Below are 20,221 nucleotides of genomic sequence, written 5' to 3'. Positions count from 1 at the left end.
TGCCGACCAGTCGGTATGTCGTCCAGTGCACTCCCGCGATCAGTCCGGCGCACTCCCGCGGTCAACCGCGCGGACCCCGGCGCCCCCGCCGGCTCCCGGCCGCGTACGTCCTGAGTTGCGCCTGCCCTGACCTGCGCCGAAGGTCGAGGGATGAAGGCGATCAGCTACAGCGCGTACGGCCCGGCCGATGTCCTGGAGTACGGCGAGCGGCCCGACCCGAGGGTCGGCCCCGACTCGGTGCTCGTGAAGGTACGGGCCGCCGCCGTCAACCCGGTCGACTGGAAGGCCCGCGAGGGGTTCCTCCAAGGCGGCCTCGAAGCCGTCTTCCCGGTGATCCCCGGCTGGGACGTCTCCGGGGTCGTCGTGCAACCGGGCGTCGCCGTGGACGAGTTCGCGGTCGGGGACGAGGTGATCGGCTATGTGCGCGAGGACTTCCTCTCGCGCGGTACGTTCGCCGAGTACGTCGCCGCCCCCGTACGCACCCTCGCCCGCAAGCCGCTCAGGCTGAGCTTCGAGGAGGCCGCGGGCCTGCCGCTGGCCGGGCTCACCGCGTACCAGGTGCTGCACCGCACCCTCAAGATCCGCGAGGGCGACACCGTCCTCGTCCACGCGGCGGCGGGCGGGGTCGGCTCGATCGCCGTGCAGATCGCCCGCCACGAGGGCTGCCGGGTCATCGGCACCGCGAGCGAGCGCAACCACGCGTACGTACGCGGTCTGGGCGGCGAGCCCGTCGCCTACGGGGACGGCCTCGCCGACCGGCTGCGGGAGCTGGCCCCCGACGGCTTCGACGCCGCCTTCGACACGGTGGGCGGCGAGGCGCTGCGGGTCTCGGCCGACACCCTCGCCGAGGGCGGCCGGCTCGCCTCGATCGCCGACAGCGAGGTGTTCTCGTACGGCGGTCGCTACGCCTTCGTCCGGCCCGACGCCACCGACCTGGCCCACCTCGCGGAACTGGCCGAACAGGGCATCGTCACCGTCCATGTGGACCGGGTCTTCCCGCTGGAGCGGGCGGCCGAGGCGTACCGGCTCAACCAGGAGGGACGCACGCGGGGCAAGATCGTGGTCACGGTGGACTGGGACGTCTGAGCGAACACGGTCCGCAGCTCTCGGAACAGCGACGCCCGAACAGCCCGGGGGCGCGCTCAGAACAGCATCGCCGCCGCGAACACCGCGAACGCCACCGTGCACAGCGCCGCCGTCAGCGCCCCGCGCGGACCGAGCGGCTCCGGTCGCGCCACGCCCAGGCGCACCACCCTGAGGTGGGCCGCCGTCAGGAACCCCAGCCAGGCCGCCGCGGTCAGCGCCAGGGCGGCCAGCCCGGCCGGGCTGGCACCGCTGTGCAGCGCCTGCCGCCCGGCGAGCAGCGCCACCACCGTGGCGGACAACGTGGTACGCCGCCAGGCGAGCCGGGTCCGCTCGGGCTGGAGCCCGGGGTCCCGCTCCCCGCCCTCGCCGCCCGTCACCGGCCCTCCCAGCCGAAGAGGACCACCACCACCATCGCGACGGCCACGACCGCGACCACGAGGCTCAGCACCGTCGGAAACCGGGAGACCGGCAGATCCTCCCCGCGCCGCATCGCCCGCTCGCACCGCACCCAGTGGTTGACCGCCCGCAGCGCGCACAGCACCCCGGTGGCGAGCAGCCCGAGCGCCAGCCCCGCCCGGACGCCCCAGGCCAGCTCCGGCAGGAACTGGTCCACGGCGAAGCCCCCGCCGATCAGGGCCAGCGCCGTCCTGATCCAGGCGAGGAACGTACGCTCGTTGGCCAGGGAGAACCGGTAGTCGGGGGTGGTCCCCTCGTCCCGGACCCGCTCCGGCGCGAACCACAGCCGTACGCTCTGCGCGATCTTGTTCACACAGGGCACCTTACGAGGTCAGAGCGCCCGGAACTCCTTCAGCCGCCGGTAGGCGTCCAGCCCGTCCGGCACCCACAGCCACTCATCGAGCCGCGCCTCCAGCTCCCTGTCGTCCAGGAAGGTGTGCCAGGCGACCTCCTCCGCCTGCGGCACCACCGGAAGCTCGCACCGCACCTGGTAGACGGCGGACCACCAGGTGTGCTCGGCGCTCGTGTAGAGGAACCGGAACAGCGGCTCGGGCTCCGGCAGCCCCGAGACCCCGAGCTCCTCCTCCGCCTCGCGCAGCGCCGCCCCGTCGTAGGACTCGCCCGCGCCCACCACCCCGCCGACGAACATGTCGTAGTGCGAGGGGAAGACCAGCTTGGTGGCCGTCCGGCGGTGGACGAAGACGCGCCCCTCGGCGTCCCGTACCTCGATGAACACACAGCGGTGGCGCAGTCCCCGGGCCGTCGCCTCACCGCGCGGGGCCTGCCCGATGACCTCGTCGTTCTCGTCGACGATGTCCAGGATCTCGTCAGAGGGCGTCATGCGTCTCATCCAACAGCACCCGGGTGGTTGACGTGGCAGCGGCCGGTACCCAAGATCTGACGCACGGGTAACTTGCACGCCCGTCGAGCCCTTCCGGCCGCCCCTTCCCGACAGGATGGAACCCATGGCGTACGACGCTGATGTGATCGTGATCGGGGCAGGGCTCGCCGGACTCGTGGCCACCGCCGAACTGGCCGACGCGGGCCGTTCCGTGATCCTCCTCGACCAGGAGCCCGAGCAGTCCATCGGCGGGCAGGCCCACTGGTCCTTCGGCGGCCTCTTCCTCGTCGACTCGCCCGAGCAGCGCCGCCTGCGGATCAAGGACAGCCGGGAGCTGGCCCTCCAGGACTGGTACGGCACCGCCGGGTTCGACCGAAAGGAAGACCACTGGCCGAGGAAGTGGGCCGAGGCGTACGTCGACTTCGCGGCCGGTGAGAAGCGCTCCTGGCTGCACCGGCAGGGGCTGCGGATCTTCCCGGTGGTCGGCTGGGCGGAGCGCGGCGGCTACGACGCGACCGGCCACGGCAACTCCGTACCCCGCTTCCACATCACCTGGGGCACCGGCCCCGGCGTCGTCGCCCCCTTCGAGCGGCGGGTCCGCGAGGGCGTCGCCAAGGGGCTCGTCCAGCTGCGGTTCCGCCACCGCGTGACCGGCCTCGCCCGCACGGCCGGGGCGCTGGACACGGTCACCGGCGAGATCCTGGAGCCCAGCGGGGCCGAGCGCGGCACCGCCAGCAGCCGGGAGGCGACCGGCGCCTTCGAGCTGAAGGCCCAGGCGGTGATCGTCACCTCCGGCGGCATCGGCGGCAACCACGACCTGGTCCGCGCCCAGTGGCCCGAGCGGCTCGGCACCCCGCCCGAGAAGCTGCTCTCCGGCGTCCCCGCCCATGTGGACGGCCTGATGCTGGGCATCGCCGAGGAGGCGGGCGCCCACCACATCAACCGGGACCGGATGTGGCACTACACGGAGGGCATCGAGAACTGGAACCCGATCTGGTCCAAGCACGCCATCCGCATCCTGCCCGGCCCCTCCTCCCTCTGGCTCGACGCCCGCGGCAAGCGGCTGCCGGTCCCGCTCTTCCCCGGCTTCGACACGCTCGGCACCCTCGAACACATCATGAGGTCGGGCCACGGCTACACCTGGTTCGTCCTCAACCAGCGGATCATCGGCAAGGAGTTCGCCCTCTCCGGCTCCGAGCAGAACCCGGACCTGACCGGCAAGTCGGTACGGGACGTGATCGGCCGGGCCCGCGCGGACGTGCCCGCACCGGTCAAGGCGTTCATGGACCACGGGGCGGACTTCGTGGTGGAGAAGGACCTCGACGCCCTGGTCCGGGGCATGAACGCGATCACCGGCGACGGCCTGATCGACGCGGACGGGCTGCGCCGCGAGATCACCGCCCGGGACCGCGAGATCGCCAACCCCTTCACCAAGGACCTCCAGGTCACCGCCATCCACGGGGCCCGCGCCTACCTGGGCGACCGCCTCATCCGTACGGCGAAACCGCACCGCATCCTGGACCCGGCGGCGGGCCCCCTCATCGCCGTACGCCTCAACATCCTGACCCGCAAGTCCCTGGGCGGCCTGGAGACGGACCTCTCCTCCCGGGTCCTCACCGCCGACGGCACCCCGCTGCCGGGCCTGTACGCGGCGGGCGAGGCGGCGGGCTTCGGCGGCGGCGGGGTCCACGGCTACCGCTCCCTGGAGGGCACGTTCCTGGGCGGCTGCATCTTCTCGGGCCGCGCGGCGGGCCGGGCGGCGGCCAAAGCCCTGTAGGGCGGGCCGGGCGGCAGCGAAGGCCACGGCGTAAGCCCCTCCGGCGATGTGAGGAGCGGGGCCCGGGCATCCGCCCGGGGGTCCGCACCGCCAATGTGTCAGGCGTCACGTCACCCCCCGCCCACCCCGCCGCACGCTGCGCAAACACCTCACGCCACGCAATGACTTCCGGCCAACTGTCCGAACATCGAGCGGAGTTGGTGTAGACCTCCCCTTGACGTGGAGCGCCCCCTACCGCTTTGCTGTGCGCGATCATCTGCTCGCACACCGCGTCGAAAGAAGCCTGCGGCATGTCCCCGCCACCGCCGCCCCTGGGCCGCTCCCGCCGTCGGGGCGGTCGCTCGGACCACACCTTCGACCCGGCCCTGGACGACCTCGAACTCATCGACGCGCGCAGCCAGTTCACCCAGGGACGGTGGGGCGGGGCCCGGGCCCTGCTGGTGGCCACCGGGAACGACTGGGACCGCCGGGGACACCGCCTCCTCGGCCTCGCCGCGATCCCGTCCGCCGCCGACTGGGCCCGCGACTGGCTGCTCGCCGAACCCGAGAGCGCGGACGCCGCCACCCTCCTCGGCTGCGCCTGTGTCGTACGGGCCCTGCGCCCCAAGGCCAAGGCCGAGGAGGCCGCCCGCGCCCGGCAGACCTGCCTCGCCGCCGCCCGGACCACCCCCGAGGACCCCACCCCGTGGCTCGCCCTGCTCCTCCTGGACCGGGGCCGCGAGGACGGCGGTGACGAGACCGGCCGGCTCTTCGAGGAGGTCCGCTCCCGCCACCCCGAGCACCACCACGCCCACCATGTGATGACCGCTCAACTCGCCGAGAGCCGCCCCGACAGCGGCCAGGACCCGCTCCACGAGGTGTACGACTTCGCCGCCTGGGCCGCCGAACAGGCCCCCGCCGACTCCCCGCTCGCCGTCCTCCCCGTCGTCGCCCACGCCGAGCGCTACCGGGTGCTCGTCGCTGCGGGCAGCGAGCCGGGCGACCCCGTGGCCTCCGGCCACTGGTCGGGGCGGCGGGCCCGGCAGGTGATGAAGGCCGCCTTCGACTGGTGGCTGGAGTGGGAGCGCGAGGACCACCCGCGCCACCGCGTCGACCTCAACTTCCTGGCCCACGCCAAGGTCTGCGAGGGCCGGACCGCCGAGGCCGCCGCCCTCTTCCACCGCATCGGCCCGTACGCCACGGCCGCCCCCTGGTCGTACGCGGGCCGCGACCCGTACACCGCGTTCACCACCGCACGCGACCACGCGCTCGGCACCCCCTGACCACGTTCGACCGAGAACCGAAGAAGGGACCACCCCCGCCATGTCGACGGGCAGTTCAACTCCAGGCAGGACCCGGCAGCCCGGCACCCCCCGGCCGACGGGCGGGACCGGCGGGATCAACACGTACAAGGGCGAGGAACGCGCCCTGCGCGCCGACCGCCTCGGCACCCCCGGCCTGCTGCTCTCCGTGCTCGCGGCCAGCGCCCCCCTGATGGTGGTCGCCGGGGTGATGCCCACCGTCTTCGGCGTGATGGGCATCGTCGGCCAGCCGCTGCTCTACGTCATCCTCGGCGCCGTCCTGATGCTGTTCAGCGTCGGCTACGCGGAGATGAGCCGCCACGTCCACAACGCGGGCGCCTTCTACGCGTACATCGCCCGGGGCCTCGGCCCGACGGCCGGAGCCGGTGCCTCGCTCGTGGCGCTGGTGGCGTACAGCGCGATGCAGGTCGGCATCTACGGAATCCTCGGCTTCGAGGTCTCCGTCATCCTCTCCACGTACGCCGGTATCGATGTGCAGTGGTGGATACCGGCGCTGATCTCCGTGGTCGTGGTCGGCGTCCTCGGCTGGCTGAAGATCGACCTCAACGCCAAGGTGCTCGGCGTCCTGCTGGTCATCGAGTGCCTGCTCGTCGTGATCTTCGACATCGCCGCCGTCTCCGAGCCGGGCCCCGAGGGGCTCTCGTTCGCGGCGTTCGACCCCGGGACCCTCACCGGGGCCGGGCTCTCCACCGCGCTCTGCTTCTGCATCGCCGCGTTCGTCGGCTTCGAGCAGGCACCGGTCTACGCCGAGGAGACCAGCCGCCCGCAGATCGTGGTCTCCCGGGTCATGTTCCTCGCCGTGGGGTACGCCGCGCTGTTCCTCGCCATCAGCTCCTGGGCCCTGACGGTCGCCGCCGGACCCGGCTTCATCGCCGACACCTCCCTCAAGGAGGGCCCCGGCATGCTGTTCGGCCTCACCGAGGAGCGGCTCGGCTCCACCTTCACCGACGTCCTGCACATCCTCTTCGTCACCGGGATGTTCGCGGCGCTCCTCAGCTTCCACAACGTGGTCGCCCGCTACGCGTTCGCCATGGGCCGCGAGGGGCTGCTGCCCGCCCGCTTCGGCCGCACCAACCGGGCGAGCGGCGCCCCCGGCATCGGCTCGCTGCTCCAGTCCGCCATCTCCGTGGTGATCGTGCTGGCCTTCGCCTTCAGCGACGGCAACCACATCGGGGACCCCACCGTCCCTGTCCTGCGCCTCTTCACCTGGATGGGCAACGTCGGCGCGCTCGGCGTGATCCTGCTGATGGCCGCCGCCTCCTTCGCCGTCATCGCCTTCTTCGTCAAGCGCGGCGCGGGCCGTGCCCAGGTCTGGCGCCTGATCGCCTCGGGCCTCGCCGGGGTCGCCCTCCTGTCGATCGCCGTCTCCACCGTCCGCGACTTCGACGTCCTCGTGGGCTCCGGCTCCGGCTCGGCCCTCAACTGGCTGCTGCCCGGCGTGATCGTCACCGCCCTCGTCGGCGGTCTGGTCTACGGTGCGGTCCTGCGCAGGGCCAGGCCCGAGGTGCACGCCCGGATCGGCCTCGGCAACGAGGCGTTCCAGCTGGAGAAGGCGGCCGAGAGCGAGGCCACCCGCCGCTGACCCTCCCGTACGTACGCGGGAACGCCCGCCCCGGTGCCGTACCGGGGCGGGCGTTCTCCTGTGCCGTACGGGAGCGGCTACAGCAGCAGCGACAGCGGCAGGATGAAGGCGATGGCCACCACGGAGATGATCGTCTCCATCACCGACCAGGTCTTCACGGTCTGGCCGACGTCCATCCCGAAGTACTCCTTCACCAGCCAGAACCCGGCGTCGTTGACATGGCTGAAGAAGAGCGAACCGGCACCGATGGCCAGCACCAGCAGGGCCGCGTGCGAGGTCGACATGTCGGCCGCGAGCGGGGCGACCAGACCGGCGGCGGAGATGGTGGCGACGGTGGCCGAGCCGGTGGCGAGGCGGATCGCGACGGCGATCAGCCAGCCGAGCAGCAGGGCGGGGATCGCCCAGTTCTCGGAGAAGTCCAGGATCATCTGGCCCACCCCGGCGTCGATCAGCGTCTGCTTGAAGCCACCGCCCGCGCCGACGATCAGCAGGATGCCCGCGATCGGGGCGAGCGACTTCTCCACCGTCCCGGCGAGCCTGCCCCGGGTGAACCCGGCGGCCCGGCCGAGGGTGACCATGCCGAGGAGTACGGCGGCGAGCAGCGCGATCATCGGCGAACCGATCACGTCCGTCACCCGCTGGAACCCGTTCTCCGGGTCGTCCACGACGATCTCGACGAGCGCCTTGAGCAGCATCAGCACGACCGGCAGCAGGATCGTCACCAGAGTGGCGCCGAAGCTCGGACGGCGGTCCAGCTCCTCGGAGGGGCGCTGCGGGATCATCTTCTCCGGCGGCTCGATGTCCACCCAGCGCGCGGCGTACCGGGAGAAGACCGGACCGGCGATGATCACCGTCGGGATGGCGACCAGCACACCGAGCGCCAGCGTCACCCCGAGGTTGGCGTCCAGGGCGTCGATCGCGACCAGCGGGCCGGGGTGCGGCGGGATCAGCCCGTGCATCACGGAGAGCCCGGCCAGCGCGGGGATGCCGATCCGCATCAGGGAGAAGTTGCCGCGCTTGGCGACGAGCAGCACCACCGGGATCATCAGCACGATCCCGACCTCGAAGAAGAGCGGCAGCCCGATGATCGAGGCGATGAGGACCATCGCCCACGGCATCGCCCCCCGGCTCGCCTTCGCCAGGATGGTGTCGACGATCTGGTCCGCCCCGCCCGAATCCGCGAGCAGCTTGCCCAGGATCGCGCCGAGCGCGATGAGCACGCCTACGCTCGCGACGGTGGAGCCGAGGCCCGCGGTGAAGCTGGCGATCGTGTCGGCCGGTGCCGCCCCCGCGAAGGAGCCGAGCGCCAGCGAACCGATGGTCAGCGCCAGGAACGCGTGCATCTTGAGCTTGGTGATCAGGAGAACGATGACGGCGATGCCCGCCAGGACGGCGATGCCCAACTGCGCGTTGCCTGCCGAGGTGATCGGTTCGGCGGCGTCCGCTGCCAGCATCTCGACGCTGAGACTGGTCACGGTGATGATCCTTTAGCTGTCGAGCCGCCGCAGCGCGGCGACGGCTCGCTGGGTGATTTCCTCAGGGGTGCCGGACACGTCGACATCGACCCCGGCCTCGTCGGCCTGGAGCGGCTGCAACGTCGCGAACTGGGAGTCGAGCAGCGTGGTGGGCATGAAGTGGCCCTTGCGGTCCGCCATCCGCTCCTCGATCAGCGCCCGGTCGCCGGTCAGATGAAGGAACAGCGCGCCGGGCGCCCCGGCCCGCAGCCGGTCGCGGTACGACCGCTTGAGCGCCGAGCTGGAGACCACCCCGCCGAGCCCCGCCCGCCCGCGCGCCCACGCGCCGATGGCGTCGAGCCAGGGCCACCGGTCGTCGTCGTCCAGGGGGATGCCTGCCGACATCTTCTCGATGTTGGCCGGGGGGTGGAAGTCGTCCCCCTCGGCGTACGGAACGCCGAGTTCGGCGGCGAGCAGGGGACCGATCGTGGTCTTGCCGGTTCCTGCCACGCCCATCACCACGACGACGTGGGGGGTGCTCATGGGGGGTGCGGTGTTCATGGGGGTGTCTCGCTGTCTTCTTCGACATCGGTCCGTCGCGCTACTGAAACCTATTAGGTACGACTTATTCAAGAGGCTGTGACGTATACGTCGTACTTTTTGTTCCCGAGGGGCTCCCCGTAGGCTGGCCCCATGACCACACAGAGCCAGGGGCTGCATACACATGTGCTGGACACCCTGGGTCTGGAGATCACCTCCGGCCAGTGCCCGCCGGGCAGCGTCCTGCGCACCGACGAGCTGGCCCAGCGCTTCGACGTCTCCCGTACGGTGATCCGCGAAGTGGTCCGGGTCCTGGAATCCATGCACCTGGTCGAGTCCCGCCGCCGGGTCGGGGTGACCGTCCGCCCCACCGAGACCTGGAACGTCTACGACCCCCGGGTCATCCGCTGGCGGCTGGCCGGCGCCGACCGTCCCCGCCAGCTGCGCTCCCTCACGGTCCTGCGCTCCGCCGTCGAACCGGTCGCCGCCTCCCTCGCCGCCCGCCACGCCACCGCCGAGCAGTGCGCCGAGCTGACCGAACGTGCCCTCGGCATGGTCGCCACCTCCCGGGGCCAGCAGCTGGAGGGCTACCTCGAACACGACATCGCCTTCCACCGGATCATCCTCAACGCCTCCGGCAACGAGATGTTCGCCCGCCTCGGGGACGTCGTCGCCGAGGTCCTGGCGGGCCGTACCCACCACCAGGTGATGTTCGAGGACCCCGACCCGGCCGCCGTCACCCTCCACGTACGCCTCGCCGAAGCGGTCCGCGAGGGCGACCCGGAAGCGGCCGAGCGCATCACCAAGGAGATCGCGGTCGGCGCCCTGCACGAACTGGACGTCCTCGCCCCGTAGAAGGTCTCCCGGGGCGTACGGTGGTCGGCGTTCGATCTTCGCGAAACGCGGGAGCAGGGAGAGCAGGGTTATGCCACAGCAGGTGCAAGCGGTCATCGCACCCGGGAAGAACGAGCCGGTGCGGGTCGAGACGATTGTCATCCCCGACCCCGGCCCCGGAGAGGCCGTCGTGAAGATCCAGGCGTGCGGCGTCTGCCACACCGACCTGCACTACAAGCAGGGCGGGATCAACGACGAGTTCCCCTTCCTCCTCGGCCACGAGGCGGCGGGCATCGTGGAGTCGGTCGGCGAGGGCGTCACGGACGTCGCCCCCGGTGACTTCGTCATCCTCAACTGGCGTGCCGTGTGCGGCCAGTGCCGCGCCTGTCTGCGCGGCCGCCCCTGGTACTGCTTCGACACCCACAACGCCAAGCAGAGGATGACGCTGCTGGACGGCACGGAGCTGTCGCCCGCCCTCGGCATCGGCGCCTTCGCGGAGAAGACCCTCGTCGCCTCCGGCCAGTGCACCAAGGTCGACCCCGAAGTGGCCCCCGAGGTCGCCGGACTCCTCGGCTGCGGTGTCATGGCGGGCATCGGCGCCGCCATCAACACCGGCCAGGTCGGCCGCGGCGACTCGGTCGCCGTCATCGGCTGCGGCGGCGTCGGTGACGCGGCCGTCGCCGGGGCCCGGCTCGCCGGAGCGGCGAAGATCATCGCGGTCGACATCGACGACCGCAAGCTGGAGACGGCGAAGCAGATGGGCGCCACCCACACCGTCAACTCCCGTACCACCGACCCCGTCGAGGCCATCCGCGCCCTCACCGACGGCAACGGCGCCGACGTCGTCATCGAGGCCGTCGGCCGCCCGGAGACGTACGAACAGGCTTTCTACGCCCGCGATCTGGCCGGAACGGTCGTCCTCGTCGGCGTCCCCACCCCCGACATGAAGCTCGAACTGCCGCTCCTGGACGTCTTCGGCCGCGGCGGCTCGCTCAAGTCCTCCTGGTACGGCGACTGCCTGCCCTCCCGCGACTTCCCGATGCTCGTCGACCTCCACCAGCAGGGCCGCCTCGACCTCGCCGCCTTCGTCACCGAGACCATCGGCCTGGGCGACATCGAGCAGGCTTTCACCAAGATGCACGACGGCAACGTGCTGCGCTCGGTGGTGGTCTTCCGATGACCGCCCGCATCGACCACCTGGTCACCTCCGGCACCTTCGCCCTCGACGGCGGTGAGTGGGACGTCGACAACAACGTCTGGATCGTCGGCGACGACACCGAGGCGATCGTCATCGACGCCGCCCACGACGCCGCCGCCATCGAGGCCGCGCTCGGCGGCCGTACGCTGCGCGCCATCGTCTGCACCCACGCGCACAACGACCACATCGACGCCGCCCCGGCCCTCGCCGAGGCCACCGGCGCCCCGATCCTGCTCCACCCGGACGACCTGCCCCTCTGGCAGCAGACCCACCCGGACCGCGCCCCCGACGGCACCCTGACCGACGGCCAGGAACTCACTGTCGCCGGAACCACCCTCACGGTCCTGCACACCCCCGGCCACGCCCCCGGCGGGGTCTGCCTGTACGCCCCCGGGCTGGCCACCGTCTTCACCGGCGACACGCTCTTCCAGGGCGGCCCCGGCGCCACCGGCCGCTCCTTCTCGTCGTTCCCCACGATCATCGACTCGATCCGGGACCGGCTGCTCACGCTCCCGGGCGACACCACGGTCCGCACCGGCCACGGCGACCCCACCACCATCGGCGCGGAGGCCCCGCAGCTCGACGACTGGATCAAGCGCGGCCACTGAGAACCGCGTACGTCACCGGTCCGGCCAGGCGGAGAGCCGCAGCCCGCTCTCGAAGCGGCGCGGCTCCCCGCTGACCGGATCGGTGAACTCCAGCCGCCGCGCCAGCAACTGCAACGGCCGCTCCCAGTCCTCCACCGCTCCCTCCGCCACCACCGGATACAGCGGATCGCCGACGATCGGCACCCCCAGCGCGTTCATATGGACCCGCAGCTGATGCGTCCGCCCGGTGGCGGGCACCAGCCGGTAGCGCCCCAGCGCACCCCGCCGCTCCACCAGCTCCACCCGGCTCTCGCTGTTCGCCTCACCCGGCTCCTCCCGGGCGGCGAGCACCCCGCGCTCCTTCACGATCCGGCTCCGTACGGTCCGGGGGAGGACCAGCTCCGGGTCGTACGGGGCCACCGCCTCGTACTCCTTGCGCACCAGCCGGTCCCGGAACAGCGTCTGGTACGCGCCCCGCTCCTGCGGCCGCACCACGAAGAGCACGAGCCCCGCCGTCAGCCGGTCCAGCCGGTGCGCGGGCTGGAGCGCCGGCACCCCCAGCTCCCGCCGCAGCCGGGCCACCGCGGTCTCGGTGATGTGCTGCCCCCGGGGCGTGGTGGCGAGGAAGTGCGGCTTGTCCACGACCACGAGACGCTCGTCCCGGTACACGACCCCGACCGGGAAGGGCACCGGCTCCTCGGCCGCGAAGTCCCGGTGGAACCAGAGGCACCGCCCGGCGGTATACGGCTCGTCACTCCGTACGGCGGTCCCGTCGGCCCCCACGAACCGCCCCGCGTCGAGCATCGCCGCGACCCGCTCGGCCCCGATCGCCCCGCCGAACCGGTCGGCCAGATGCTCCCCGACGCTTCCCCAGCGCCCCCCGGGGTCCTCCGGCAGCCGCACCCGCACGGCATCGATCCCGTCCCGCTGGGGGAGAGGCCCGGCGGACGCCTTCCTGCGGCCCCTCATCCCCGCCCCTTTCCCGGCCCGGCCCGATGACCCGGCTCGGTGACGCAAAAGAGCCCCACCGAAGTGGGGCTCCCGCTGGTGTCCGAGGGGGGACTTGAACCCCCACGCCCGATAAAGGGCACTAGCACCTCAAGCTAGCGCGTCTGCCATTCCGCCACCCGGACAAGGTGTCTGTCTCGCGGGCCTCGCCCGTTCCGACGTGGAAAACCATAGCAAACATTCGAGGGTGCTCGATCACGCCCCCGAGGCTGTGAACGGCGCGTGACGGGGGGTGCACGCCCTTGGGCGCGGGCGGTGGGCGCGGGAGGATGGAGAGGAGCACCACAGTGACAGCGGAAGGAGCATCGTGAGCGAGAGCAGCGCGGGCAGGGCCGTCGGCAACGCCGAGCGGGAGGTCGTGGACCTCTGCCGTGACCTGATCCGGATCGACACCAGCAACTACGGCGACCACTCGGGCCCCGGTGAGCGGCTCGCCGCCGAGTACGTGGCGGAGAAGCTCGCCGAGGTGGGTCTGGAGCCGCAGATCTTCGAATCGCACAAGGGCCGCGCCTCCACCGTCGCCAGGATCGAGGGCGAGGACCCCTCCCGGCCCGCCCTGCTCATCCACGGGCACACCGACGTGGTCCCGGCCAATGCGGCGGACTGGACGCACGACCCGTTCTCCGGGGAGATCGCGGACGGCTGCGTCTGGGGCCGGGGCGCCGTCGACATGAAGGACATGGACGCGATGACCCTCGCGGTCGTACGCGAACGGATGCGCACGGGCCGCAAGCCCCCGCGCGACATCGTGCTGGCCTTCCTGGCGGACGAGGAGGCGGGCGGCACGTACGGGGCCCGCTACCTGGTCGACAACCACCCGGGGCTCTTCGAGGGCGTCAACGAGGCGATCAGCGAGGTCGGCGGATTCTCGTTCACCGTCAACGAGAAGCTGCGGCTCTATCTGGTGGAGACGGCCCAGAAGGGCATGCACTGGATGAAGCTCACCGTGGACGGCACCGCCGGGCACGGCTCGATGATCCACAAGGACAACGCCATCACGGAGCTGTCCGAGGCGGTCGGGCGGCTCGGGCGGCACAAGTTCCCGGTGCGGGTCACCAAGACGCTGCGGCACTTCCTGGACGAGCTCTCGGACGCGCTCGGCACCGAGCTGGACCCGGAGAACATGGACGAGACGCTGGCCAAGCTCGGCGGCATCGCCAAGCTGATCGGCGCCTCCCTCCAGAACACCGCCAACCCCACCCAGCTCGGCGCCGGCTACAAGGTCAACGTGATCCCGGGCCAGGCCACCGCCCATGTCGACGGCCGGTACCTGCCGGGGTACGAGGAGGAGTTCCTCGCCGATCTGGACCGCATCCTGGGCCCCCGGGTGAAGCGCGAGGACGTGCACGCGGACAAGGCGCTGGAGACCACCTTCGACGGCGCCCTGGTGGACGCCATGCAGACCGCGCTGGTCGCCGAGGACCCGATCGCCCGTGCCGTCCCGTACATGCTCTCGGCGGGGACCGACGCCAAGTCCTTCGACGACCTGGGCATCCGGGGCTTCGGCTTCGCCCCGCTGAAGCTGCCGCCGGAGCTGGACTTCGCCGGGATGTTCCACGGGGTCGACGAGCGGGTCCCGGTCGACGGCCTCCAGTTCGGCGTGCGGGTGCTCGACCGGTTCATCGACCACTCCTGACCGGTCCCGTACGAACTCCTGACCGGGCGCATGTGTATTCGCCCGCCTGTGCGCACATGACCGAAAGGGTGAAACGCGCCGTTCACGCGTAGCCCCGCCCCACCCTCCTCGTTACAAGTTTTGCGGTCCGCGGCTGGGACCGCACTTTCCAACTAGGAGGAATCATGATCAAGAAGGTCGTCGCAGTTGCGGCTGCCACCGGTGGCCTCGTTCTCGCGGGTGCGGGCATGGCTTCCGCCGACGCGGGCGCCCAGGGTGCCGCCATCGGCAGCCCCGGCGTGCTGTCCGGCAACGTCGTCCAGGTCCCGGTCCACGTGCCGATCAACCTGTGCGGCAACACGGTCTCCGTGATCGGGCTGCTGAACCCCGCCTTCGGCAACACCTGCGTCAACGCGTGACGTTGAACGTCAGCCCGTAAGGGCTTGAGCTCGGTCGGTCCCGGAGTGCGTCCCATGCACTTCGGGACCGTTCGGCATTCGGCTCCCGCACGGTCATGTCCGGGGGTTTTTCGGAAGGCAGAAGGCAGGAAACGAACCTATGCGACAGGTCACTCGTAAGGGCCTGATCACCATGGCGGCGGCGGGCGGGGTCCTCGCTCTCAGTGGCGGCTACGCCCACGCCGACGCCGGTGCGGCCTCGACGGCCACCGGATCGCCGGGCGTGCTGTCCGGCAACTCGGTCTCGGTCCCGATCGACATCCCGGTCAACGTCTGCGGCAACTCGGTCACCGTCGGCGGACTCATCAACCCGACGTTCGGGAACGACTGCGAGAACGGGTCGGCGGCGTCGAGCCAGGGCTCCGGAACGCAGAACCGTATCGGCGGCGGCTCCGGCGACGGGGCCCAGGCCGGGAACGGGGCCCAGGCCGGGAACACCACCGCGTCGGACCGGCACGGCGAGCCCGGCACGGGCCGCCACCGGGCCGGTGGCGCGGGTGCGGAAGGGGTCGCACAGGGTTCGCCCGGCATCCTCTCCGGCAACTCGGTCCAGGCTCCGGTCTCCGTCCCGGTGAACGTCTGCGGCAACAGCGTCTCCGTCATCGGGCTGCTGAACCCGACCTTCGGCAACAGCTGCTCCAACGACGCCGAGCCGCCGCCCCCGCCGCCGGAGGAGCCGGAGAAGCCCCCGGTCACCCCGGAGACGCCGGTCGACCCGCCGGTCGAGCCCCCGGCCAACCAGCCGCCCGAGCCGAACATCCCCGAGCCCCAGCTCGACCCGGAGGAGCAGCTCGCGCAGACCGGTGCGGGCGGCATGGAGATGCTCATCCCGGCGAGCGCCGGACTGCTGCTGGCCGGGATGGGATCGGTGCTCTACCGCCGCTCCCGCAGCGCCGCCTGATCCGGGCGCGCACCGGTCGTACCGGAATGAAGCACCGGTCGTACCGGGATGAACAGGACGGGCCCCGCAGTCGCGGGGCCCGTTCCCTGTGTCACCAGGTGGCTCGTAGCTGACGGATGATCCGTCGGCGGAGCCGCACTCTGCGGCTGCCGTCGCGGCGCAGCGTCAGCCGGTCCAGCTCCCAGTGCCCGTACTCGGCATGGTCGGTCAGCAGTCGGGCCGCTTCGTTGCGGGAGACCCCGCGCGGCACATACACGTCGACAAATTCGTATTCCGGCATCGCATCTATTGTGCGGGCAGAGCCCCGGTACGGATAGCGTCTGCACTATGTCTGATGCTGCGCAGCCCACCGCTGCCGAGGTACGTGCCGCCGCCGAGGCGGTCAAAGCCGCGATCGACCGTCACCTCGACGCGGTCGAACGCCGTACCGGGGACGACGACCCCGCCGTCTACGAGGCGTTCAACTCACTGGCCGCCGCTGCCGAGGTCTACGACGAGCTGCTCTACGACCGCTACGACGAGGTCACCCCCTTCGAGATCCCCGGCGCGGACGACTCCCTGCCGCCCTACGCCGGACCCGCCGAACCCAGCGCGCTCAGCGTGCTCATCCGGCGCGACTACGCGGTCGCGGAGCCGCCGCGCCTGCTCGCCCAGGCCCAGCGTCTCGCCGACATCGACGCCGGACCCGGCGGCGACGGCTCCACGACCCCGGTCGTCGGCACCAGCGTCCACGCCGCGCTCGGGGTGCTCTTCGGGGAGTACGAACCGGACGAGATCGCCTCCCGGCACAAGGAGTTCGGCCTGGAGGAGGGGGACTCCACCCTCTGGGTCTCGGCGGCCGAGGCGCTGCCCGAGCCGGGGGAGTGGCTCGGGGCCCCGTTCGAGGACGCCGACCCCGAGCTGGTGGTGTGCCGCTTCGACGTCAGCGCCGTCTTCGACGAGGAGGAGCTGGACGAGGAGCTCGACGAGCCGGCGGCGGGCCGCGCGTGATCTGACGCATGATCATGAGGGCGGGCCCCGGCGCACTGCGCCGGGGCCCGCCCTCATCTGTGCCTCAGGAAGCCGCGTCGGGCGTCGGGAGCGCTTCGAGCAGCGTGCGCAGCCTGGTCGTCCGCTCCTGGGCCGGGACCTGCGCCACCGCGTGCGGCAGCGCCTGGTCCACCCCGTGCACCACGGACAGATGGAGCTCGCCCCGGCCGAACGCGGTGTAGACCCACGGCCGGCTCAGCCCCGCCGCCGCGTCGCCCGGCAGCACCACCACGGCGGCGGGCCAGCGCATCCCGGCCGTCTGGTGGGCACTGAGCGCCCAGCCGTGCCGCACCGCCGACTCCACCCGCTCCTGCGGTACGACGACGGGGACGCCCGAGCAGTCCAGGTGCAGCCCCTCGGCGTCGGCCGAGCGCACCACCCCGGGCACCGCGCGGCCGGGCGCGGGCACATGGACCACGCGGTCCCCCGGGTCGAACCCGCCGAACCGGCCCGGTCCCGGGTTGAGCCGCTGCTTCAGGGCCTCGTTCAGCGCTCGGGTCCCGGCCGCCCCGCCGTGGCCCACGGTGATGACCTGGGTGTCGGCGGCGGGGATCGAGAAGGCCCGGGGCACCGAGTCCGCCACCAGCTGCACCGTGCGGTGGACGGCTTCGCCCGCATCGCGGACCGGGACGATCACGACCTCCTTGCCGGGGGCCGCCACCTGGTTCAGCTCCCCGATGCCGATCCCGGAGACCAGCTCCCCGATGGGCCCGGGGTCGGGTGTACGGGAGACGACCTGCGGGCACGCCCGTGCGGCCAGCACATCGGCGAAGACCCGCCCGGCCCCCGCCGAACCCAGCACCCCGGGGTCACCGCTCAGCACCAGCCGGGCTCCGTCCGCCAGCGCCTCGACCAGGACGGCCGCGCCCTCCACGTCCAGCTGGGGGGCGTCCAGCACCACCAGCAGGTCCAGCGCGAGCGCCCCGTCCTCGTCGCGCCCGGGGCCCTCGGCGCCGGAGAGCAGCCCGGCCAGGGTGACCGCCGCGTCCGGGGCGCCGACGGCTCCGGCCAGCCGACGGCGGCCGTCCGCGCTGTGGGTGGCGCCCAGGGCCCGCAGCCCCAGGCCCCGCGCCGCCGCGATCAGGGCGGCGGGCTCGGCCCGCGCCGCTTCGCCGCCGCTGTGGACGACGAGCCCGGCGGTGGCCGTCGTACGGATCAGCTCGGCGGCCGAGGGGGACGGGGCGGCGGCAGCGGCCGCCGTCCAGTCGGCCCCCTTCTCGCAGCCGTTCATCAGGCGGGCCAGACCCTCGGCGAGGCTCTCCTCGGCCAGCGCGTACCTGTCCAGGCCCAGCAGCACCTGGACCGGCTCGGTGCTCTCACTGCTCCCGTCGGCGTCGCCCTCGGCGGAGGCCCCGCCCTCCCCGTCGTACTCCTCTTCCTCGTACGCGGCATCGGGGCCGGTGGGATCGTCGTCCTCCGGGAACCGCAGGGCGACGCCCTCGTCCACCGCGTTGCGCACGGCCTCCTCCGGGTCGCTCACCGCACGCTCGGCGAGCGCCGCCCGGACGGCCTCGATCTCCAGTGCCGTATGCCCCTGGAGGGCGGCCCGCTCCAGCAGCCAGCCGACCAGGGCCGCCGTCCGGCGCCCGTCGTCGGGGCCGCACGCGGCGCCCAGCAGGGCCCGGGCGAAGCCGTCCGCCTGCTCCGGCCGGACGCCCGGCACCGCCAGCAGCTGCCAGGGGTCGGCGCGCAGCAGCCCGGCGGCCTGCTCGCCGAGCCTCCCGGTGGCCGGGCGGGCCAGGGCCTCGGGGGCCCCGCCCTCGGTGAGGACCGCCCGCACCGCGTCCAGGGCCTCGGGCGAGGCGGCCCGTCCGGCGGGTGCGGCGGCTGTCGGCGCGGGGCGGTGGGGCTGTCCGGCGGGGGCCGGGGCGGGGCGGCGGGGCGCGGGAGCCGGGGCGGCGGGCGAGTCGAAGAACTCCGTGCCCGCCTTCTCGCCGCTCTCCACGGCCCGTACGGCGGCGAGCAGATCGGCGGCGGTGCCGCTCAGCTTCGCACCGGCGGCGACGGGGCCGTTCTTCTCCGCCTTGCGCTTCGCGATCCGCTCGCGCAGCTCACGCTGGGCGGCCAGCTCGGCCTGCGCCTCCGAGAGCGCGGCCGGGGAGCCCTCTTCGCCGGTGGACGCGTCACCGGCGGGCGCCTCGTCGCTGGGCGCGTCCTCAGCGGATGAACTCTCAGCGGGTGCGCCCTCGTCCGGTGCCTCGTCTGCGGGTGGGCCCTCGGCGGCCGGGCCGTCCGCGTCGGCATGCGCGCCGGAGCCGTCCGCTGCGGCCTCCTTGGCCCTCTCGGCTTCCACAGCTTCCGCTGCCTCCGCCTGCTCCTCGGCTTCCGCGGGCTCCTCGGGCCCGGCCACGGCGGCGGCCTCGGGCGCTTCGGCCGGTGCGGGGACCTCGGCTTCGGTGGCCGCCGGGGGTCCGGCGTCCTCCGGTGTGTCCGTGGCGACGGTGCCGGGGGTCTCCCCGGGAAGCGCAGTCACAGCGTGCTCCAGTCCTGATCGGGATAGCGGTGCACGGGCGCCGACACATCGTCGAGCGCCTGGCAGATCTCGTAGGGAAGAGTAAGCGCCTCCACTGACAAAGCCTCCGTGAGCTGCCCGGCGTTGCGCGCACCGACGATCGGGGCGACCACTCCGGGACGGTCCCGCACCCAGGCCAGCGCCACCTGCAGGGGGTGCGTCGCCAGACCGTCCGCCGCCGTCGCCACCGCGTCGGTGATCCGGGCCGCCGCGTCGTCCAGATACGGCTCGACGAAGGGGGCGAGCCGCTCGGAGGCGCCCCGGGAGTCGGCCGGGGTGCCCTGGCGGTACTTGCCCGTCAGCACGCCACGGCCCAGCGGCGAGGAGGGCAGCAGCCCGATCCCGAGGTCCAGCGCCGCGGGCAGCACCTCGCGCTCGATGCCCCGCTGGAGCAGCGAGTACTCCATCTGCGTACTGGCCAGCCGGGTGCGTACCCCGGGCGCGGCGAGCTGCCAGGTGGCGGCCTTGGCCAGCTGCCAGCCGCAGAAGTTCGACACGCCCGCGTACCGGACCCGGCCCGAGGAGACCGCCAGGTCCACCGCCTGGAGCGTCTCCTCCAGCGGGGTCGCCGGATCGAAGGCGTGCACCTGCCACAGGTCCACGTAGTCCGTGCCGAGCCGCTCCAGCGAGGCGTCCAGGGCGGCCAGCAGATGCCCGCGCGAGCCGTTGAAGCGGCGGTAGGGGTCGGGGACGTTCCCGGCCTTCGTGGCGATGACCAGGTCCTCGCGCGGCACCAGGCTGCCGACGAGCCGGCCGAGCAGATACTCGGCCTCCCCGCCCCCGTACACATCGGCGGTGTCCACCAGGGTGCCGCCCGCGTCCCAGAACGCCTTGAGCTGGTCGGCGGCGTCGTGCTCGTCCGTGTCCCGGCCCCAGGTGAGGGTGCCGAGCCCGATCCGGGACACGCGTAGGCCGGTGCGGCCGAGATGCCTCTGCTCCATGGGCGCTGAGATTACTGGCCATGGCCCCACCGAGTGGAAGCCTGTGGACAACGCGAGGTCGCGCGGGCCTGCCGGATCGCCGCCACCCGCGCTAGAGTCCC

At 72.6% G+C, this 20,221-nt stretch carries 20 protein-coding genes and 1 tRNA gene; 11 read left to right on the top strand and 10 right to left on the bottom strand.

The features are described 5' to 3' along the window. Positions 1-150 precede the first annotated feature (150 nt). Positions 151-1,086 carry an alcohol dehydrogenase gene (locus B7C62_05120; GenBank protein ID ARF71706.1) on the top strand — a complete coding sequence of 312 codons (936 nt, stop codon included), beginning with the start codon at positions 151-153 and terminating at the stop codon, positions 1,084-1,086. Between the two features lie 56 nt (positions 1,087-1,142). Here the strand turns inward: B7C62_05120 and B7C62_05115 are convergent, their stop codons facing one another. The 3 genes from B7C62_05115 to B7C62_05105 are packed head-to-tail and all read right to left on the bottom strand — an operon-like array spanning position 1,143 to position 2,383. Further along, positions 1,143-1,463 carry a hypothetical protein gene (locus tag B7C62_05115; GenBank protein ARF71705.1) on the bottom strand — a complete coding sequence of 107 codons (321 nt, stop codon included), beginning with the start codon at positions 1,461-1,463 and terminating at the stop codon, positions 1,143-1,145. Then, positions 1,460-1,855 (bottom strand): hypothetical protein, encoded by a 396-nt coding sequence (locus B7C62_05110; GenBank protein ARF71704.1) that lies wholly within the window; start codon positions 1,853-1,855, stop codon positions 1,460-1,462. Before B7C62_05110 ends, B7C62_05115 begins: the two co-directional genes overlap by 4 nt. Positions 1,856-1,873: 18 nt before the next feature. Continuing rightward, entirely contained in the window at positions 1,874-2,383 is a 510-nt protein-coding gene (locus B7C62_05105) for an NUDIX hydrolase (protein ARF71703.1), read from the bottom strand. A gap of 124 nt (positions 2,384-2,507) precedes the next feature. Between B7C62_05105 and B7C62_05100 the strand changes: the two genes are divergently transcribed. From B7C62_05100 to B7C62_05090, 3 genes are all read left to right on the top strand, one after another. Continuing rightward, the gene (locus B7C62_05100) at positions 2,508-4,160 is read left to right on the top strand and encodes an FAD-binding dehydrogenase (protein ID ARF71702.1); all 1,653 of its coding nucleotides are present in this window, start codon (positions 2,508-2,510) and stop codon (positions 4,158-4,160) included. Between the two features lie 290 nt (positions 4,161-4,450). Next, complete coding sequence (locus tag B7C62_05095; GenBank protein ID ARF71701.1) at positions 4,451-5,422, top strand: hypothetical protein; 972 nt, start codon at positions 4,451-4,453, stop codon at positions 5,420-5,422. A gap of 40 nt (positions 5,423-5,462) precedes the next feature. Next, the gene (locus tag B7C62_05090; protein ARF71700.1) at positions 5,463-7,043 is read left to right on the top strand and encodes an amino acid permease; all 1,581 of its coding nucleotides are present in this window, start codon (positions 5,463-5,465) and stop codon (positions 7,041-7,043) included. Positions 7,044-7,120: 77 nt separating this feature from the next. On the opposite strand, the gene B7C62_05085 is transcribed toward B7C62_05090, so the two are convergent. Together B7C62_05085 and B7C62_05080 are read right to left on the bottom strand one after the other, a co-directional pair. Beyond that, entirely contained in the window at positions 7,121-8,518 is a 1,398-nt protein-coding gene (locus B7C62_05085; GenBank protein ID ARF71699.1) for a gluconate transporter, read from the bottom strand. Positions 8,519-8,530: 12 nt separating this feature from the next. Continuing rightward, a complete protein-coding gene (locus B7C62_05080) occupies positions 8,531-9,058 on the bottom strand; it encodes a gluconate kinase (protein ARF71698.1) in 528 nt (175 codons plus the stop codon). A gap of 132 nt (positions 9,059-9,190) precedes the next feature. On the opposite strand from B7C62_05080, the gene B7C62_05075 reads away from it, so the two are divergent. The 3 genes from B7C62_05075 to B7C62_05065 all read left to right on the top strand — a co-directional run bounded on the left by B7C62_05075 (position 9,191) and on the right by B7C62_05065 (position 11,677). Then, positions 9,191-9,892, top strand: a complete 702-nt coding sequence (locus tag B7C62_05075; protein ARF71697.1) for a GntR family transcriptional regulator — start codon at positions 9,191-9,193, stop codon at positions 9,890-9,892. A 70-nt stretch (positions 9,893-9,962) separates the two neighbouring features. Further along, positions 9,963-11,051 carry an S-(hydroxymethyl)mycothiol dehydrogenase gene (locus tag B7C62_05070; GenBank protein ID ARF71696.1) on the top strand — a complete coding sequence of 363 codons (1,089 nt, stop codon included), beginning with the start codon at positions 9,963-9,965 and terminating at the stop codon, positions 11,049-11,051. Next, complete coding sequence (locus tag B7C62_05065) at positions 11,048-11,677, top strand: Zn-dependent hydrolase (GenBank protein ARF71695.1); 630 nt, start codon at positions 11,048-11,050, stop codon at positions 11,675-11,677. The genes B7C62_05070 and B7C62_05065 overlap by 4 nt, the downstream gene beginning before the upstream one ends. 12 nt (positions 11,678-11,689) lie before the next feature. Here the strand turns inward: B7C62_05065 and B7C62_05060 are convergent, their stop codons facing one another. Further along, complete coding sequence (locus tag B7C62_05060) at positions 11,690-12,625, bottom strand: pseudouridylate synthase (GenBank protein ARF71694.1); 936 nt, start codon at positions 12,623-12,625, stop codon at positions 11,690-11,692. A gap of 76 nt (positions 12,626-12,701) precedes the next feature. Then, positions 12,702-12,789: transfer RNA gene (locus B7C62_05055), tRNA-Leu, on the bottom strand. 182 nt (positions 12,790-12,971) lie between these two features. On the opposite strand from B7C62_05055, the gene B7C62_05050 reads away from it, so the two are divergent. From B7C62_05050 to B7C62_05040, 3 genes are all read left to right on the top strand, one after another. Beyond that, the gene (locus B7C62_05050) at positions 12,972-14,300 is read left to right on the top strand and encodes a hypothetical protein (GenBank protein ID ARF71693.1); all 1,329 of its coding nucleotides are present in this window, start codon (positions 12,972-12,974) and stop codon (positions 14,298-14,300) included. Positions 14,301-14,464: 164 nt separating this feature from the next. Further along, complete coding sequence (locus B7C62_05045; GenBank protein ARF71692.1) at positions 14,465-14,698, top strand: chaplin; 234 nt, start codon at positions 14,465-14,467, stop codon at positions 14,696-14,698. A gap of 139 nt (positions 14,699-14,837) precedes the next feature. After that, complete coding sequence (locus B7C62_05040; protein ID ARF71691.1) at positions 14,838-15,638, top strand: hypothetical protein; 801 nt, start codon at positions 14,838-14,840, stop codon at positions 15,636-15,638. A gap of 91 nt (positions 15,639-15,729) precedes the next feature. Here B7C62_05040 and B7C62_05035 read toward each other — a convergent pair whose 3' ends face one another. Next, positions 15,730-15,918, bottom strand: coding sequence for a hypothetical protein (locus B7C62_05035; GenBank protein ID ARF71690.1), 189 nt, complete (start codon positions 15,916-15,918; stop codon positions 15,730-15,732). Positions 15,919-15,965: 47 nt separating this feature from the next. Between B7C62_05035 and B7C62_05030 the strand changes: the two genes are divergently transcribed. After that, positions 15,966-16,628, top strand: coding sequence for a hypothetical protein (locus B7C62_05030; protein ARF71689.1), 663 nt, complete (start codon positions 15,966-15,968; stop codon positions 16,626-16,628). Between the two features lie 64 nt (positions 16,629-16,692). On the opposite strand, the gene B7C62_05025 is transcribed toward B7C62_05030, so the two are convergent. Further along, positions 16,693-19,140, bottom strand: coding sequence for a DNA helicase RecD (locus B7C62_05025; GenBank protein ARF71688.1), 2,448 nt, complete (start codon positions 19,138-19,140; stop codon positions 16,693-16,695). After that, positions 19,137-20,120, bottom strand: coding sequence for an aldo/keto reductase (locus B7C62_05020; protein ARF71687.1), 984 nt, complete (start codon positions 20,118-20,120; stop codon positions 19,137-19,139). Before B7C62_05020 ends, B7C62_05025 begins: the two co-directional genes overlap by 4 nt. Positions 20,121-20,221 lie beyond the last annotated feature (101 nt).

Source organism: Kitasatospora albolonga (genome assembly GCA_002082585.1).
Lineage (GTDB): Bacteria > Actinomycetota > Actinomycetes > Streptomycetales > Streptomycetaceae > Streptomyces > Streptomyces stephensoniae.
Note: the sequence above shows the minus strand (reverse complement) of the source record. Positions and strands in the feature narration are given on the sequence as shown.

What these genes read in the sequence shown, in the direction of transcription:
- B7C62_05075 (ARF71697.1), top strand. Translation starts at nt 9,191, where the DNA reads ATGACCACACAGAGCCAGGGGCTGCATACACATGTGCTGGACACCCTG.
- B7C62_05035 (ARF71690.1), bottom strand. Translation starts at nt 15,918, where the DNA reads ATGCCGGAATACGAATTTGTCGACGTGTATGTGCCGCGCGGGGTCTCC.
- B7C62_05020 (ARF71687.1), bottom strand. Translation starts at nt 20,120, where the DNA reads ATGGAGCAGAGGCATCTCGGCCGCACCGGCCTACGCGTGTCCCGGATC.
- B7C62_05030 (ARF71689.1), top strand. Translation starts at nt 15,966, where the DNA reads ATGTCTGATGCTGCGCAGCCCACCGCTGCCGAGGTACGTGCCGCCGCC.
- B7C62_05065 (ARF71695.1), top strand. Translation starts at nt 11,048, where the DNA reads ATGACCGCCCGCATCGACCACCTGGTCACCTCCGGCACCTTCGCCCTC.
- B7C62_05120 (ARF71706.1), top strand. Translation starts at nt 151, where the DNA reads ATGAAGGCGATCAGCTACAGCGCGTACGGCCCGGCCGATGTCCTGGAG.
- B7C62_05060 (ARF71694.1), bottom strand. Translation starts at nt 12,625, where the DNA reads ATGAGGGGCCGCAGGAAGGCGTCCGCCGGGCCTCTCCCCCAGCGGGAC.
- B7C62_05040 (ARF71691.1), top strand. Translation starts at nt 14,838, where the DNA reads ATGCGACAGGTCACTCGTAAGGGCCTGATCACCATGGCGGCGGCGGGC.
- B7C62_05100 (ARF71702.1), top strand. Translation starts at nt 2,508, where the DNA reads ATGGCGTACGACGCTGATGTGATCGTGATCGGGGCAGGGCTCGCCGGA.
- B7C62_05105 (ARF71703.1), bottom strand. Translation starts at nt 2,383, where the DNA reads ATGACGCCCTCTGACGAGATCCTGGACATCGTCGACGAGAACGACGAG.
- B7C62_05045 (ARF71692.1), top strand. Translation starts at nt 14,465, where the DNA reads ATGATCAAGAAGGTCGTCGCAGTTGCGGCTGCCACCGGTGGCCTCGTT.
- B7C62_05090 (ARF71700.1), top strand. Translation starts at nt 5,463, where the DNA reads ATGTCGACGGGCAGTTCAACTCCAGGCAGGACCCGGCAGCCCGGCACC.
- B7C62_05070 (ARF71696.1), top strand. Translation starts at nt 9,963, where the DNA reads ATGCCACAGCAGGTGCAAGCGGTCATCGCACCCGGGAAGAACGAGCCG.
- B7C62_05080 (ARF71698.1), bottom strand. Translation starts at nt 9,058, where the DNA reads ATGAACACCGCACCCCCCATGAGCACCCCCCACGTCGTCGTGGTGATG.
- B7C62_05095 (ARF71701.1), top strand. Translation starts at nt 4,451, where the DNA reads ATGTCCCCGCCACCGCCGCCCCTGGGCCGCTCCCGCCGTCGGGGCGGT.